Below are 14,111 nucleotides of genomic sequence, written 5' to 3'. Positions count from 1 at the left end.
TCTGTTACCACCTTTGCCTTTCATCATTCGGTAAATAATCAGAGATCGATCCTGAGACATCTACATTATCTGGTGTGCATAAAAAGATGTTCACTCCTACCCGTTGAATATCTCCACCAATCGCATAAACAGTCCCACTTAAAAAATCGACGATCCGTTTTGCTTGATCACGTTCGATTCGTTGCAAATTAACAATACAAGAGCGACGGCTTTTTAAATGATCGGCAATTTCTTGAGCCTCAGAGTACGACCTAGGTTCACATAATATTACTTTAGAGGATTTTTGGACACTTTGCAAACTTACAACATTTTGTTTTGTGTTCATATGATGATTCGCCTCATGCGCATAGCCTTTTTTAAAAGCTAAATCTTGCTCTTGTGGATCAACTGGTTCCTCTGATTCCATATACTCATAGTCTTCATCATCTAAAGCAAAAAAGCTTTTAAACTTATTTTTGAGACTCAATGTTTGACACCTCCACTTTTTCATTTTTTTCGCCAACTAAAGACGAGCCAATACGAATAAACGTCGCACCTTCTTCTACGGCTATTTCATAATCATTTGACATTCCCATCGATAATTCTTGACATGGAGCATATGGTAATCGTAAAGCTTGTACCTCCATTTGCAACTCTTTTAATGTACGAAAGCATCGGCGGATCAATGCTTCGTCTTCTGTAAAAGGTGCCATCGTCATTAAGCCGACAACCTCAATTCGATCAAATGGTTCGAGCTTTTTTATGAAGTTTATACATTCACTTATTTCTAATCCGTGCTTTGATTCTTCTTTTGATGTATTCACTTGAACAAAGCATTTCATTTTACGGTTTGCTCGTTTTTGTATTTCTTTTGCTAACGAAAGACGATCTAACGAATGAATGTAATCAACATAGTCAATAATATGTTTGACTTTACGAGATTGAAGCGTACCGATAAAATGCCACGTTGCACGTTTTCCAATTTCATCATATTTTTTTAAAAACCCTTCATCACGGTTTTCTCCTAAATGTTGAATACCAGCCTCGATCGCTTCCATTGCTCGTTCAACAGTAACATACTTTGTAACAGCTACAATCTGTATTTCATTAGGATGACGATTGACTTTTTTACATGCTTTCGTAATATTGTTCTGGATGTGTACAAGATTATCTTTCACCGACAAAATGAAAACCCCTCCTTGAATCCAATAAAACTCATCATCCGACCCGTCTTTCCTTGATCACGTCGGTGTGAAAAAAAATCGTTTTCTTGACAGCTCGTACAATAAGATGATGTTAAAATATTTTTTTCTGGAATGCCTTCATTTAAACAGATCGCCTTGTTCATTTCCAGTAAATTTAAAAGAAATTGGCCTTCTTCGACTTCTTCATAAAACAATCCCACATCAAAGCCGAATAGCTTTTCAACTTCCGCTATTACTTTTCGGTCGACTTTGTAGCAGCAAGGACCGATTGAAGGCCCAATCGCAACATATATATCTTTCGGCAGTACTTTCTCCTTTTTAATCCATACTTGCAGCATTTCACCAGCGATGTTTTTAACAGTACCTCTCCATCCTGCATGAGCTAAGCCGATCATGTGATGTTTTGGAGCGAAAAAATATAAAGGAACACAATCTGCAAAACAGAGTGAAAGAAGAAGATTTTGTTCATTTGTGTAAAGCCCATCTGTTTTTTTAATTGCGTCATCATAATGGATCGTTCCAGCCCCTTTATGTTCACTTGTCACCTTTTCAATATGGCAGTCATGAACTTGATCGGCAAAAACCCAATTGGAGAGCGGAAAATTTAATTTTCGAGCAATTTCTCGCCTATTTTGAACAACTGTTTCGTGATCATCCTTGACATGAAGTCCTACATTTAAGGAATGATAAGGACCTTTGGAAAATCCGCCTCGTTTTGTCGTAAAACCGACAATTAGAATTGGATTTCTTTTTTCCCATTCAGGAATGGAAAAAATTGATACATCTTTTTTCAAAAAAGGCTCGTTTTTCATGGATACCTTCCTTTTTCGACATTTCTATTCTAATATTAACATATTTAGTCATGAACATTTAATAAGAAAATATTTATTTTCTTGGTTGCTCGATCTGTTCAAATTGATGGTCAATTCTCACTAAAATAACATCCTCCCCAACTTTGACAATGTTTCGCCACGGTATGACGATCTCGTCTCCCCTGCCAAAAAAACCTAATACTTTTCCTTGGTTTGTTATGATAATAGCTTGTATTTTTCCATTTGTTACATTTATATCAATATCATCGATATTACCAAGTCTTTTTCCATCAGCGACGTTAATAACGTCTTTTGTTTGAAATTCCGAAATATTCATCATGATCGCTCGCCTCCATCAGCTTCCTATTTTCATACATATGAAAATGAAGTTCTTTTCATGATAAAGGGATCAGATCTATCATTTGATCTGATCCCTAAAATTCGTGCTATTGTTGGATATTTTTATTCATTTGTTTAATCGCTGCTTTTTCAAGCCTAGAAACTTGTGCTTGAGAAATTCCGATTTCTTCTGCTACCTCCATTTGTGTTTTACCTTGAAAAAAACGCTTTTTCAAAATTAATTTTTCACGGTCGTTTAGACGTCTCATTCCTTCTTTGAGGGCAATCTCTTCAATCCAATGAGTATCTCGATTTCTTTCATCACTTAATTGATCCATCACATATATAGGATCACCACCGTCATTATAGATCGGTTCAAATAATGATACAGGATCTTGTATAGCATCTAAAGCAAACACAATTTCCTCTTGCGGTACATTTAATACTTTTGAAATTTCTTCAGCTGTTGGCTCTCTTGATGCTTCACTCATTATTTTTTCACGTACTTGCAACGCTTTATAGGCAATATCACGGAGGGACCTCGATACGCGTATAGGGTTGTTGTCACGTAAATAACGCCTAATTTCACCAATAATCATTGGCACTGCATACGTTGAAAATTTCACATTTTGACTTAAGTCAAAATTATCAATGGATTTCATAAGTCCAATACAGCCTACTTGAAAAAGGTCATCGACATATTCTCCTCTGTTGTTAAATCGTTGAATGACGCTTAAGACAAGCCTTAAGTTGCCGTTCACTAATTTTTCACGTGCGGATACATCACCATTTTGCATCTGTTTGAATAATTTTCTCATCTCTTCATTTTTCAATACTGGGAGCTTTGAAGTATCTACACCACAAATTTCGACCTTATTTCTTGTCACATTTTTCCCTCCCTATAGGAGTTCTTGCTGTACAACGTTAAGTATCTCCTATGAAGGGAAAAATATGCATAAGCAACCTTGTATGTTTGATAGTAGAATATTTCTAAATATTGCTAATTCCTTCAAACCATTTTATTAAACTCTTTTCTCAACCTTTTAATAATCCTCTTTTCTAATCGCGAAATATACGACTGTGAAATGCCAAGAATATCCGCAACATCTTTTTGTGTTTTTTCCTCGCCTCCATGAAGTCCAAACCTTAACTCCATAATTTGTTTTTCTCGTTCATTTAATTGCTGTAATGCTTTCATCAATAGCTTGCGGTCAACATTTGCTTCTAAATCTTTTGTAATAATGTCATCCTCTGTACCTAACACATCTGAAAGTAAAAGCTCGTTCCCATCCCAATCGATATTAAGAGGTTCATCAAATGAAATCTCGGACCGAATTTTATTATTTCTACGTAAATACATTAATATTTCATTTTCGATACATCTAGATGCATACGTAGCTAATTTGATTTTCTTTTCAGGATTAAAAGTATTGACGGCTTTAATTAAACCAATTGTACCGATGCTTATAAGGTCTTCGATATTGATGCCCGTATTTTCAAATTTTCGTGCGATATACACAACTAAACGTAAATTGCGTTCAATTAATATCGATCTTGCTGCCTGATCCCCTTGAGGTAATTTTTTTAAAAGGACTTCTTCCTCTTCCTTTGAAAGCGGTGGTGGAAGGGCTTCACTACCACCTATGTAATAAATCTCATCGGTTTTCATTCCTAATTTCATTAAAAGCTTATACCATAAATAAGTAAGATAAATACGGAATTTTTTCATTTCGTACTCCCCCTTCTAAATTGCAAAAATATGAGTATGATAGTATTACATCGTGTTAAGAAGCATTTTCAATTTTTCCTTTTTGAATCATCTTCGGATGAAGAATGCATTCATAATGACCATCACATGATAAATTCGTTTTATTGATGCCCACTAATGCCTTTTTAACTTTGATCCTTTCGTCATTTTTTTCGATAAAAATTTCTTGTGGTTTGATGGCAAATAAAAATTGATGGTCAAATCCAACAGCTCGATATGGAATGATTCTGAGATGATCGATCCATGATGGCTCATTGACCTCGAATAATGATAGCGGGTCCTTTTCGGAAATGAATTGTACCATTTCTTCCGGTAAAATCCTTTTCATTTTTTCCATTTCAACAATCATTACTGGTGTTTTCGTAATAGGATCATATAATTGGTTGCCACTATCAATGAGACCTTTTAAAGAAATGGTGCGATCCATGAAGCGAATCGTTACGACTACGATGTGCTCATATTGAATTTTTGTCTCTTCAACTTGATCAAATTGTGATCGAGAATAATACCAAATAATTGGAAAGCCAATAATTATAAATAACCAGCTGATCGGATCACCAAACCCCCCTGCATTTGTCATGATCATGTTATCATGGAATAAAAAGCTGACTTCAAAAAAATAATACGTTCCGATCATAGCTCCCCCCATAACAAAAGAAACAAAATAAAACATCAATAAATTTTGTAAAATATAACGAAGCCGTTTCATCCCAAAGGCGGTTATGATCATCAAACAGGAAACGAAAAACTTCGTTAGAGGGTGGCTAGAAATATTTGCGAATGGTGTAAAAAAAATTAACACAAGTAAGGAACCAATTAATGCTGATAATAAAACGTTTCTCCATTTGATTCTCCTTTTTAAAATAATAGCTGTTAATACTATCAATAAAAGATCAAAGCAAAAGTTCAAAAGCCAAATAACATCTAAATAAATAGACAAGCCTCTCTTCCTTCCCCTATCACTTTTTCTAGCAGAACGCACCTTTGTTTGTCATAAGTATAATTTACAGAGAAAGGGATGTCTGTCACTTAGTGCCGAAAGATTTCCATAATTTTTGACATCTTCCGTCGAAACGCCTCTCCGCTTCTTTGACTGCTCATTCCTTCATTTAAACATTATTCAGAAAACGATCTACTTATTTCTTTCATTGATCTCTTTATTACGACTTTCATCATTTCGTTGACTTTCATAGATAAAATTCAAAAAAAAAAAGCTTGTCGACAAGTCGACAAGCTTTTTTATGAGCGTCGTTTATTGCGATTACGTAAAAATGTCGGGATATCTAATGTATCTTCCGCTTGTTGTACGGCACGATTTGTCATTTCTTGTTGAGAATCTTCTCGTTTCACTTCTCTATTAGTTGCAGCGTTCGTTTTCACATTCCCTCCAAAAGGGCGAGAAGATTTGACAGGATTGACTTCAACTTCTGAAAAACCAGTAGCAATGACCGTCACAACAATTTCATCTTTTAAATTTTCATTAATTACTGAACCAAAAATCATATTCACATCTTGATCAGATGCGGAGGCCACGATATCAGCAGCTTCTTGCACTTCATATAAGCTTAAGTTTGTTCCACCTGTTATATTCATTAACACACCTTGAGCACCGTCAATGGATGTCTCAAGCAGAGGGCTGGAAATCGCTTTTTTCGCTGCCTCAGCTGCACGATTTTCACCTGTTGCAACCCCAATACCCATTAGCGCTGAACCTTTATTTGACATAATGGTTTTGACATCTGCAAAGTCAAGGTTGATTAATCCCGGAACCGCTATTAAATCGGATATTCCTTGTACACCTTGACGAAGGACATTATCAGCTTCTCGAAACGCTTCTAGCATTGGTGTATTTTTATCAACAATTTCCAGAAGACGATCATTTGGAATCACAATTAACGTGTCAACAGATTCTTTCATGGCTGTAATACCACCTGCTGCCTGCATCGCACGTTTACGCCCCTCAAAGGTAAACGGTCTTGTTACAACACCAACAGTTAAAGCACCTAAATCTTTTGCGATTTGGGCAATGACGGGAGCAGCACCGGTACCTGTTCCACCGCCCATTCCAGCGGTTACAAACACCATATCAGCACCTTTAAGTGCCTCTTCGATCTGCTCTTTGCTTTCTTCAGCAGCTTTTTTTCCTACTTCAGGGTTTGCCCCAGCTCCTAAACCTCTTGTTAGTTTAGCACCAATTTGCATTTTCGTTTCTGCTTTTGATAGATTTAATGCTTGTGCATCCGTATTAACGGCAATAAATTCAACACCTTTAACACCATGTTCGATCATGCGGTTAACGGCATTATTTCCGCCGCCACCAACACCGATCACCTTTATCGTTGCAAAACCGTCGATATTCGTTTCAAACTCCAACATGTGAATCCTCCTAATCCATCAATGCTTCTATTTGCTGCAAGTTATTCAAAAAAATAACCAAAAAACTTTTTCACTCGACTAACCTTTGGTTCACTTTTTTGTTTCGGTTTTTGTGCTTGCCGTTGTGTCTGAACGGTTTCAGACGGTATCGTATGCGGGATTTTCTCCATTTGAACATTAGCGCCGATTCGTCGACCTTGAATTTTTGCATTTTTATATGCAAATTGAATAAGGCCAACACCTGTCATATATTGAGGTTCACGAACACCTATATAATCCGGCCTTGCAATTCGAACATTGCTGGCAAGCACCGTTTGGGCAAGCTCTAATATTCCAGGGATATTGACCGTTCCACCTGTTAAAACAAAACCACCTGGTAAATCACGAACTCCCATTTTCTTTAATTCATTTTTCACGAGTTGAAAAATCTCTTCGATTCTTGCTTCAATAATATCAGCTATCTCTAATTGATTAAACTGCTGTTTTTTATCACTGCCAATAATGGATACTTCAAACACTTCATCCTGAGAAGCATGATTATATAAGGCATATCCATGATTAACTTTCACTTTTTCTGCATCTTCTGTTGAAGTGCGTAAACCGATGGATAAATCTTTTGTAATATGATCACCACCGACAGGCAATACAGTGGTGGCCTTTAAATGTCCTTGTTCAAATACAGCAATGGTTGTTGATCCTCCACCAATTTCAATTAAAGCAACGCCTAAATTTTTTTCATCCTTCGACAAAGCAACGGTTCCAGCAGCTAACGGCTGTAAGGCTATATCTGAAATTTCAAGGCCTGCTCGTTCAACACATCGTAATACATTATGTAGAATCGTTTTGGAACCAGTAATTAACAGACCTTCCATTTCGAGACGAACACCGAGCATTCCTCGCGGATCTTGTATCCCATCTAAACCATCTACAATAAATTGCTTCGGAATGCAGTCAATAATTTCACGTTCAGGCGGAATGGATAACACCTGTGCCGCTTCAATCACTCGCTTTACATCTTCATTTGTTATTTCTCTGTTTTCACTTGAAACGGCTACAACTCCATGACAATCTTGGAGCTGAACATGATTTCCTGAAATTCCTACAACGACCTTGTTTATTGGTATTCCAACCATTCTTTCAGCCTGCTCAATTGCTTTTTTTATAGAATGAACCGTTTCATCTATGTCAACAATTGAACCTTTTTTTAATCCTTTTGATTTTACATTACCGACACCGATAATGTTTAACGTTTCATCTGTCATTTCCCCAATCATCACTTTTACATTGGATGTACCGATGTCCAGACTCACATATATTTCATTGCTGTTCATTCTAATGGCACCTCCTTACTTATCATATCTATTCTATTATTTCCAGAAGAACAATACAATGAAACTAGTATTAAATAAATGTTACAGTCCTATAATCAAAAAAAGTATGTATAAAAAGAGCGTATATGTTGTAAATTCAACAAACTTTCGCCATTCCCTTTTTAAAATTCATTTTTTTTTCGCATTTTCTCTAGCATTTTTCCAATTAGAAATAAGAATACGGCGAATAACAGCGATGTTTTGAAATAGTCGAACACCAAATGCAAAAACGGCTACTAAATACAAGTCTACACCAAGATGAACACCTAGAAAAGCTAAACTTGCAGCTAATACTATATTAAAAAAGAATCCAGTGACAAATACAAGATGATCATATATTTTTTGAAGATAAGCACGAATACCTCCAAATATCGTATCTAAAGAAGCAAGAATGGCGATTGATAAATAGCTTGAATATGCTGCCGGTATTTTTACATCACTTAATAAACCTAATAAAATTCCTAATAATAATCCAATAAGAGGGAGCCACATATTAAGATTTCCCTTCCTTTTCTCGATTTAAAGGTTGCATATGTTTAATTCGAATCGTGTCTTTAAAAGGCGGTACTACAATTTTACTCTGAGGATCGGAAATCGATAGACTTAAATTATCAATGGCATAATCGTCCTTTAACGTGGAACCATTAATGCGATTAAAAAGCTTCTCCGCATCACTTGTGATGACATGGATTGTAATAGGAAATTGATTTAAATTGTATCCATCAATTTTCGTTATACCATTAATATTGCGAATAACGGTTGAATTAATGATGCGATGGCCATTAATCGCAATTTCTTCTGCACCGTATGCATTCAACTCATTAATTGTTCGTTTCAATAATTCTGGAGAAACTTGTTCAATAGATGTACCGGCTAAATTTGTCGTAAAAAGCGGTTCAACGGTTAAAATAACCCCTTGTCCTACCACTTCTGTTAGACCTGCTTCTGATTTTAATTGCTCTAACGTTTCCCGTAATGCATTTTCAGCACTTTGATCATGTTGCGTGCGGTAATTTTCGTATATTTCTTCATATTTTCTTATTTTATTCAGCAATTCTACCTGCAGTTCTTGCTCTTTTTTTAAATCTTCACGAAGCTCCCACATATCACGAGTATCGCGAACGATCGGCTCTTTTATGGACTGAAATTGCACTGCGAACATAAATCCTAAAATGCCTGTAACCATGGAAAAGGGCAATCCAATTTTCCAAAACTCTTTTTTCAAAATGCCATCACCTATTCCGTGCTTTTCATTTAGTTTGTCGTTTGATTTTTAATTAATGGTTCCATGCGGATTTCGTTTTTCTTCTCTACCTTGACCACAATATTGTCATAAGCTAGCTGGTCTAGCACTCCTCCAGCAATATTTAACGCCTGTGTCAATACTTCAGGATCACCAATCGCACGAATGACAAACGGAGCAGGATATTGATTTCCATCCACTGTCACAACTGGACCATTACAATAAATATAGGTGTTGTGAAACAGCCGTTGACCATTTATGGATATGGCAGAGGCCCCTGAAATCAACAATTCATTGATCACTTTAAAAAGATGGCTTTCATGAACGATGTAGTTGTTGACATTTCCTCCTTCTGGAACATAGGATGCATCTTCTAACGTCACTTCTATACCTTGTCCAACCACTCCAACTTCTCCTACAAACATTCTTAGCTTTTCAACATCCTCGACAAGATTGTAATAAATTTGCTTCTCTTCTTTTAATTTCTCTTCCATTTCTGTCACTTGCTGTTGTTTTTTAAATAATAGTTGCTGAAGCTTACGATTTTGCTTCTCTTGTTCGATGAGTAACTTCCGAATTTCATATTCCTTTTCCCATTGTTGCGAAGAAGTATGATTAGGAGATTGTGTTTCTTTTGTCACTTGATAAGAATAGGAAATTAAAATTCCTACAATAAGCATGATAATAAAAAGAATGAAAGAACTAGTTTTCAGCTTGTTCATTTTTTTGAATCTCCTCATCTCGTTTTTCCATTTCTTCCTTATTGTAGGCTTCAAAATAAGAACCGACCTCTAGATGGATGATTCCTTTCACATTTCGGTCTAACTGGCTAATGATGTTCGGATAGGATTTCATTTTTTGGGCAAATGTATGAATTGTTGCGATGACTTCAAAGCCATCATTCATATAGACCGTAATTTGTTCATCGTCCGTTTTCACTGGCGTATGGTGAATTTCAGATATAGCATTTGTAATGCCAGAAGGTAATTGCTTTAATTGAAGGGCCATATCCTGAATAAGTTCGGAATCGTCCCATTCCATTAATAAAGGTGCATCTGGATAGATTAATTGCGATTGTTTTGGCAATAAATCCCCATTCTCTAATATCGGATAATAAGATGAATTTTTAAAAACGTAGGCAACTCTTTTAAATTCCTGAATCTTAATAATTACAGTATAAGGAATTTTTTTTTCAATTTGAACATCCTTAATCAGTTTATGTTTTTTTAGATTTGCACGAACCTCTTCTTTTTCAACTTTCCAAAAGTTCGTATTCGTCGTTATTCCACTTAATTTTGCAATGGTTTCTTCTGTAATATTAACGGCACCCTCAACCTTTATAACTTTCACTTTGCTTAACGGCGTTTGTAAATAAATAATTAAAAGAATTAATGTAAAAAAAATCATGATGAATAAAATGAGCTGACGATTCGCTTTTCTTTTTCTTTTCTCCTTTAGTTTTGGAACTCGATCCTCTAAAGATATCACTTTCTGATTTTCCAATACACGTTCACCCCACCCTAGATACAACAGATCTAGGTATTCATTCCTCATTTTATTGAAAAAAGTATATAAAAAAGATTCATTTTTACCGAACATAACAGCTAATAACGGAAAATAAACGGCATATATTGCCGTTTATTTCAACCTTATTTATATTGCACATTATACCATATGAATATATTTTAGCGGCAGAAGTTTTTATAAATGATTCCCAACAATTTCTACCTCTGTTTCTAATTGCACTTGAAATTTTTCATAAATTGTTTTCTTTATATAATGAATTAAATGGATGACATCCTCTGCTTTTGCATTTCCGGTGTTGACAATGAAATTACCGTGCATTTCCGAAACTTTAGCGCCGCCTATTTGGTAGCCTTTTAAACCAGCTTTCTCAATTAATTGTCCAGCATAATGAGGAAGCGGGTTTCGAAAAATACTTCCTGCACAAGGATAATTCCATGGCTGTGTTTCTTTGCGATAATCTTTATTTTTTTGCATTGTTTCTACAACTGTTTGGCGATCTAAAGCTTTTAATTGAAAAATTGCTTCCACACATAATCCTGGCCGCTTTTGCTGTAAAATTGATGTTCGATAAGAAAATTCCATCTCTTCATTTGTGAGCCATTCCATTGTGCCATCCTCAAATAAAATATGGGCTTTTACTAATATGTTGGAAATATCAGAACCGTGCGCACCTGCATTCATGAACACAGCCCCGCCAACAGAACCAGGAATACCACCTGCAAATTCTAATCCAGATAACCCCTTTCGACTCATGGCAGTTGCAAGTGTTATGAGGGAATAACCGCCACCTACTCTAATTTGCTCTCCATTTACTTCAAGGTGATCGATCCCTTTTCCAAGCTTTATAACAACTCCTCTTATCCCTTCATCCATAACTAATAAATTGGAGCCGCGACCAATGACACGCCATTTCATACGATTTTGTTTAACAATTTCCATCGTTTTCTTTAAGCTTTCAATATCTTTTGGTTCTACAAATATGTCGGCTGGACCGCCAACTTTCATCGTTGTATGATTGGCCAATGGTTCATTCTCAAGTACTTTCCCAACATCAGCCATTCTAAGTTGATCCAATACTTCTTTCATGTTCGCACCCCGTTTCCAATCAGATGTTTACTTATTGATCATCTTATGCAAATCCTTTCATTAAGCTCTATTCGATTTTTGCACGAGCCTCTCCATTTCCATATATAATCGTTGTGCTGCATCTGGAATACCAAACTTTTTAGAAGCCTTTCTCATACTCTCTAATTGAACAGGATTTAATAATATTTCATCTATATGCTTCAGCAGCCGTTCACTGCTGATCTCTTTTTCTAACAAAAGAATGGCAGCTTCATGCTTGCTCAGCGAACGGGCATTCATTTCTTGGTGGTTTGCCGTTACATAAGGGCTTGGAATTAATATACTTGGCAGCCCTAATGCTGTAATTTCAGCTATTGTGGTCGCTCCAGCACGTGATACAACTAAATCAACGGCCGCTAACACCTCTGGCATATTATGGATAAACGGCTTGATGATGACATTGTTTTTTAAGTTCAATTCCTTAGCTTTATTCATAACCGAATCATAATGAACTTCTCCTGTTACATAAATCACTTGATACGATTTTTTTGAAAATTTTTCTAATGCACCAATTACTGCATCATTAATAGGTCGTGCCCCACGGCTCCCACCAAAAATAAGAACTGTACGAAGCTTTTCATCTAAATTTAACGATTTTTTTCCTTTATTCGGATTATGGCCAACCACTTCAGAAGCTCGCGGATTCCCAGTTAATACGACTTTATCTTGTGGGAAATATTTTTCTGCTTCCTCAAAACAGATCGCCACTTTATCTACATATTTAGCTAAAAATTTATTCGTTAACCCAGGCAAGCTGTTTTGTTCATGAATGATCGTTGGAATTCGTAGTTTTGATGCCGCATATACAACTGGTCCGCATACATACCCACCCGTACCAATGACAACATCGGCTTTGAAATCCTTTAAATATCGTTTACACAACGAAACCCCTTTTAAAAACCTCATAACGGTTTTCACATTATCGAATGATAGGCTGCGTTTAAATCCAGTTATTTCAATTTCTTTAAAAGGAATTCCTTCCCTTTTTACAATCTTGTTTTCTAACCCATTACTAGTTCCTATGTATAGAAAATCTACCTTTTTATGATGTTTTTGAACTTCCTTAATGAATGCCAGAGCAGGATAAATATGCCCTCCTGTTCCTCCACCTGAAACGACAATTTTCATCATCCATTTCCCCCAGTACGATATTGAACAAGATAACCCTGTTGATATAACAGGGTATCACATCTAAACTATCATTTTATCCCCAGGTCATAAGAAACTATTTTTTACGAAATGAAACATTTGTTAATACCTAGCATAGCGGCTTATGTTTAATAAAACGCCGATTGCCATCAACATTAGTGTAAGGGAGGAACCTCCATAGCTTAAAAATGGTAAAGTAATCCCAGTTACAGGCATTAACCCTGTAACGACCCCAATATTGATGATCACCTGAATCGCAATCATGGCGATAATTCCTAAGGCTAAAAAGCTTCCAAATAAATCAGGTGCCCCTAATGCAACACGTACGCCGCGCCAAAATAATAGGCTAAACAGAAGTAATATGAGTGTTCCTCCAATAAACCCTAATTCCTCAGCAAGTATAGCAAAAATAAAATCGGTTTGCGGTTCTGGCAAATAAAAAAATTTCTGCCTGCTTTGCCCAAGGCCGAGACCAAATAATCCTCCTGGACCGATCGCATACAATGACTGAATAATTTGAAATCCACTTCCTAGCGGATCTTGCCAAGGGTCTAAAAAGGATGTGATTCGTTTTATGCGATATGGAGCAGAAATAATTAAAGCCGCAAAACCAGCTAGACCAATTAACCCTAAACCAATAAAATGGCTGATCCTGGCACCAGCAATAAATATCATCGTAATACACGTGCCAACCATAACAGTCCCAGTACCAAGATCCGGCTGCAGCATAATGATACCAAAAGCTAAAAATACTAAACTAAGTGCTGGTACTAATCCTTTTTTTAATGACGTGATTTTTTTTTGATTTTCCGACAAAAACTTTGCTAAAAAAGCAATCATGGCAAGCTTCATAAATTCAGATGGCTGAATTGAAAAGGCACCGACACCAATCCAGCTACGTGAACCGTTTCGAACCATCCCGACACCAGGTATTAGAACCGCTACTAATAAAATAAAACAGACAATTAATAAAAGCTTTGCCCAAGTGCGCCAAGTCCAATAATCGACATTCATGAGAAAAAACATCGATAAAACACCTAAACCTGCAAACAAGAGCTGTCTCTTTGCAAAGAAAAAGGAATCATCAAACTTATAAGAAGCCCAAATTGCACTTGCGGAATACACCATAATTAAACCGAACGTTAATAATAAAAGGGTCGTAAGAAGCAAAATAAAATCTGGTGTAGTTTTTTTTGTTGTCAACGCCTAAACACCCCA

Annotated in this window: 16 protein-coding genes; all 16 read right to left on the bottom strand. The window is 36.2% G+C overall.

Annotated features, from left to right (window positions below; all coding sequences use genetic code 11):
- Window positions 1–4 precede the first annotated feature (4 nt).
- Window positions 5–466, bottom strand: a complete 462-nt coding sequence (locus tag J2S06_RS03610) for a cell division protein SepF (protein ID WP_044896108.1) — start codon at window positions 464–466, stop codon at window positions 5–7.
- Window positions 450–1,163 (bottom strand): YggS family pyridoxal phosphate-dependent enzyme, encoded by a 714-nt coding sequence (locus J2S06_RS03605; RefSeq protein ID WP_044896109.1) that lies wholly within the window; start codon window positions 1,161–1,163, stop codon window positions 450–452. The genes J2S06_RS03610 and J2S06_RS03605 overlap by 17 nt, the downstream gene beginning before the upstream one ends.
- Window positions 1,154–1,996 carry a peptidoglycan editing factor PgeF gene (gene pgeF / locus J2S06_RS03600; protein ID WP_419151311.1) on the bottom strand — a complete coding sequence of 281 codons (843 nt, stop codon included), beginning with the start codon at window positions 1,994–1,996 and terminating at the stop codon, window positions 1,154–1,156. Before pgeF ends, J2S06_RS03605 begins: the two co-directional genes overlap by 10 nt.
- A gap of 73 nt (window positions 1,997–2,069) precedes the next feature.
- Entirely contained in the window at window positions 2,070–2,336 is a 267-nt protein-coding gene (locus J2S06_RS03595; RefSeq protein WP_419151310.1) for a YlmC/YmxH family sporulation protein, read from the bottom strand.
- Between the two features lie 106 nt (window positions 2,337–2,442).
- Entirely contained in the window at window positions 2,443–3,222 is a 780-nt protein-coding gene (gene sigG / locus J2S06_RS03590) for an RNA polymerase sporulation sigma factor SigG (RefSeq protein ID WP_419151309.1), read from the bottom strand.
- Between the two features lie 122 nt (window positions 3,223–3,344).
- The gene (sigE, locus tag J2S06_RS03585; protein WP_419151308.1) at window positions 3,345–4,064 is read right to left on the bottom strand and encodes an RNA polymerase sporulation sigma factor SigE; all 720 of its coding nucleotides are present in this window, start codon (window positions 4,062–4,064) and stop codon (window positions 3,345–3,347) included.
- Window positions 4,065–4,119: 55 nt separating this feature from the next.
- Window positions 4,120–5,043 (bottom strand): sigma-E processing peptidase SpoIIGA, encoded by a 924-nt coding sequence (spoIIGA, locus tag J2S06_RS03580; RefSeq protein ID WP_419151307.1) that lies wholly within the window; start codon window positions 5,041–5,043, stop codon window positions 4,120–4,122.
- 299 nt (window positions 5,044–5,342) lie between these two features.
- On the bottom strand, window positions 5,343–6,479 hold the full coding sequence (ftsZ, locus tag J2S06_RS03575) for a cell division protein FtsZ (RefSeq protein WP_044896115.1): 1,137 nt from the start codon (window positions 6,477–6,479) through the stop codon (window positions 5,343–5,345).
- Window positions 6,480–6,520: 41 nt separating this feature from the next.
- On the bottom strand, window positions 6,521–7,810 hold the full coding sequence (ftsA, locus tag J2S06_RS03570) for a cell division protein FtsA (protein WP_419151306.1): 1,290 nt from the start codon (window positions 7,808–7,810) through the stop codon (window positions 6,521–6,523).
- 168 nt (window positions 7,811–7,978) lie between these two features.
- On the bottom strand, window positions 7,979–8,341 hold the full coding sequence (locus J2S06_RS03565; RefSeq protein ID WP_419151305.1) for a small basic family protein: 363 nt from the start codon (window positions 8,339–8,341) through the stop codon (window positions 7,979–7,981).
- A gap of 1 nt (window position 8,342) precedes the next feature.
- Window positions 8,343–9,074 carry a DUF881 domain-containing protein gene (locus J2S06_RS03560; protein ID WP_419151304.1) on the bottom strand — a complete coding sequence of 244 codons (732 nt, stop codon included), beginning with the start codon at window positions 9,072–9,074 and terminating at the stop codon, window positions 8,343–8,345.
- A 29-nt stretch (window positions 9,075–9,103) separates the two neighbouring features.
- Window positions 9,104–9,814, bottom strand: coding sequence for a DUF881 domain-containing protein (locus tag J2S06_RS03555; RefSeq protein WP_419151303.1), 711 nt, complete (start codon window positions 9,812–9,814; stop codon window positions 9,104–9,106).
- The gene (locus tag J2S06_RS03550) at window positions 9,795–10,595 is read right to left on the bottom strand and encodes a cell division protein FtsQ/DivIB (protein ID WP_419151302.1); all 801 of its coding nucleotides are present in this window, start codon (window positions 10,593–10,595) and stop codon (window positions 9,795–9,797) included. The genes J2S06_RS03555 and J2S06_RS03550 overlap by 20 nt, the downstream gene beginning before the upstream one ends.
- A 198-nt stretch (window positions 10,596–10,793) precedes the next feature.
- A complete protein-coding gene (gene murB / locus J2S06_RS03545; RefSeq protein WP_419151301.1) occupies window positions 10,794–11,705 on the bottom strand; it encodes a UDP-N-acetylmuramate dehydrogenase in 912 nt (303 codons plus the stop codon).
- A gap of 60 nt (window positions 11,706–11,765) precedes the next feature.
- Complete coding sequence (gene murG, locus J2S06_RS03540; RefSeq protein ID WP_419151455.1) at window positions 11,766–12,872, bottom strand: undecaprenyldiphospho-muramoylpentapeptide beta-N-acetylglucosaminyltransferase; 1,107 nt, start codon at window positions 12,870–12,872, stop codon at window positions 11,766–11,768.
- A gap of 123 nt (window positions 12,873–12,995) precedes the next feature.
- Window positions 12,996–14,096: a stage V sporulation protein E gene (gene spoVE, locus J2S06_RS03535; protein WP_419151300.1), complete on the bottom strand. Its 1,101-nt coding sequence runs from the start codon at window positions 14,094–14,096 to the stop codon at window positions 12,996–12,998.
- Between the last annotated feature and the right edge of the window lie 15 nt (window positions 14,097–14,111).

The sequence above is a fragment of the Bacillus alveayuensis genome, from assembly GCA_030812955.1.
GTDB classification, from domain to species: domain Bacteria; phylum Bacillota; class Bacilli; order Bacillales; family Aeribacillaceae; genus Bacillus_CB; species Bacillus_CB alveayuensis.
Note: the sequence above shows the minus strand (reverse complement) of the source record. Positions and strands in the feature narration are given on the sequence as shown.

Excerpts from the sequence above, each read along its gene's own strand:
- pgeF (WP_419151311.1), bottom strand. The coding sequence starts at position 1,996 with ATGAAAAACGAGCCTTTTTTGAAAAAAGATGTATCAATTTTTTCCATT.
- J2S06_RS03595 (WP_419151310.1), bottom strand. The coding sequence starts at position 2,336 with ATGATGAATATTTCGGAATTTCAAACAAAAGACGTTATTAACGTCGCT.
- sigE (WP_419151308.1), bottom strand. The coding sequence starts at position 4,064 with ATGAAAAAATTCCGTATTTATCTTACTTATTTATGGTATAAGCTTTTA.
- ftsZ (WP_044896115.1), bottom strand. The coding sequence starts at position 6,479 with ATGTTGGAGTTTGAAACGAATATCGACGGTTTTGCAACGATAAAGGTG.
- ftsA (WP_419151306.1), bottom strand. The coding sequence starts at position 7,810 with ATGAACAGCAATGAAATATATGTGAGTCTGGACATCGGTACATCCAAT.
- J2S06_RS03565 (WP_419151305.1), bottom strand. The coding sequence starts at position 8,341 with ATGTGGCTCCCTCTTATTGGATTATTATTAGGAATTTTATTAGGTTTA.
- J2S06_RS03555 (WP_419151303.1), bottom strand. The coding sequence starts at position 9,814 with ATGAACAAGCTGAAAACTAGTTCTTTCATTCTTTTTATTATCATGCTT.
- murB (WP_419151301.1), bottom strand. The coding sequence starts at position 11,705 with ATGAAAGAAGTATTGGATCAACTTAGAATGGCTGATGTTGGGAAAGTA.
- murG (WP_419151455.1), bottom strand. The coding sequence starts at position 12,872 with ATGAAAATTGTCGTTTCAGGTGGAGGAACAGGAGGGCATATTTATCCT.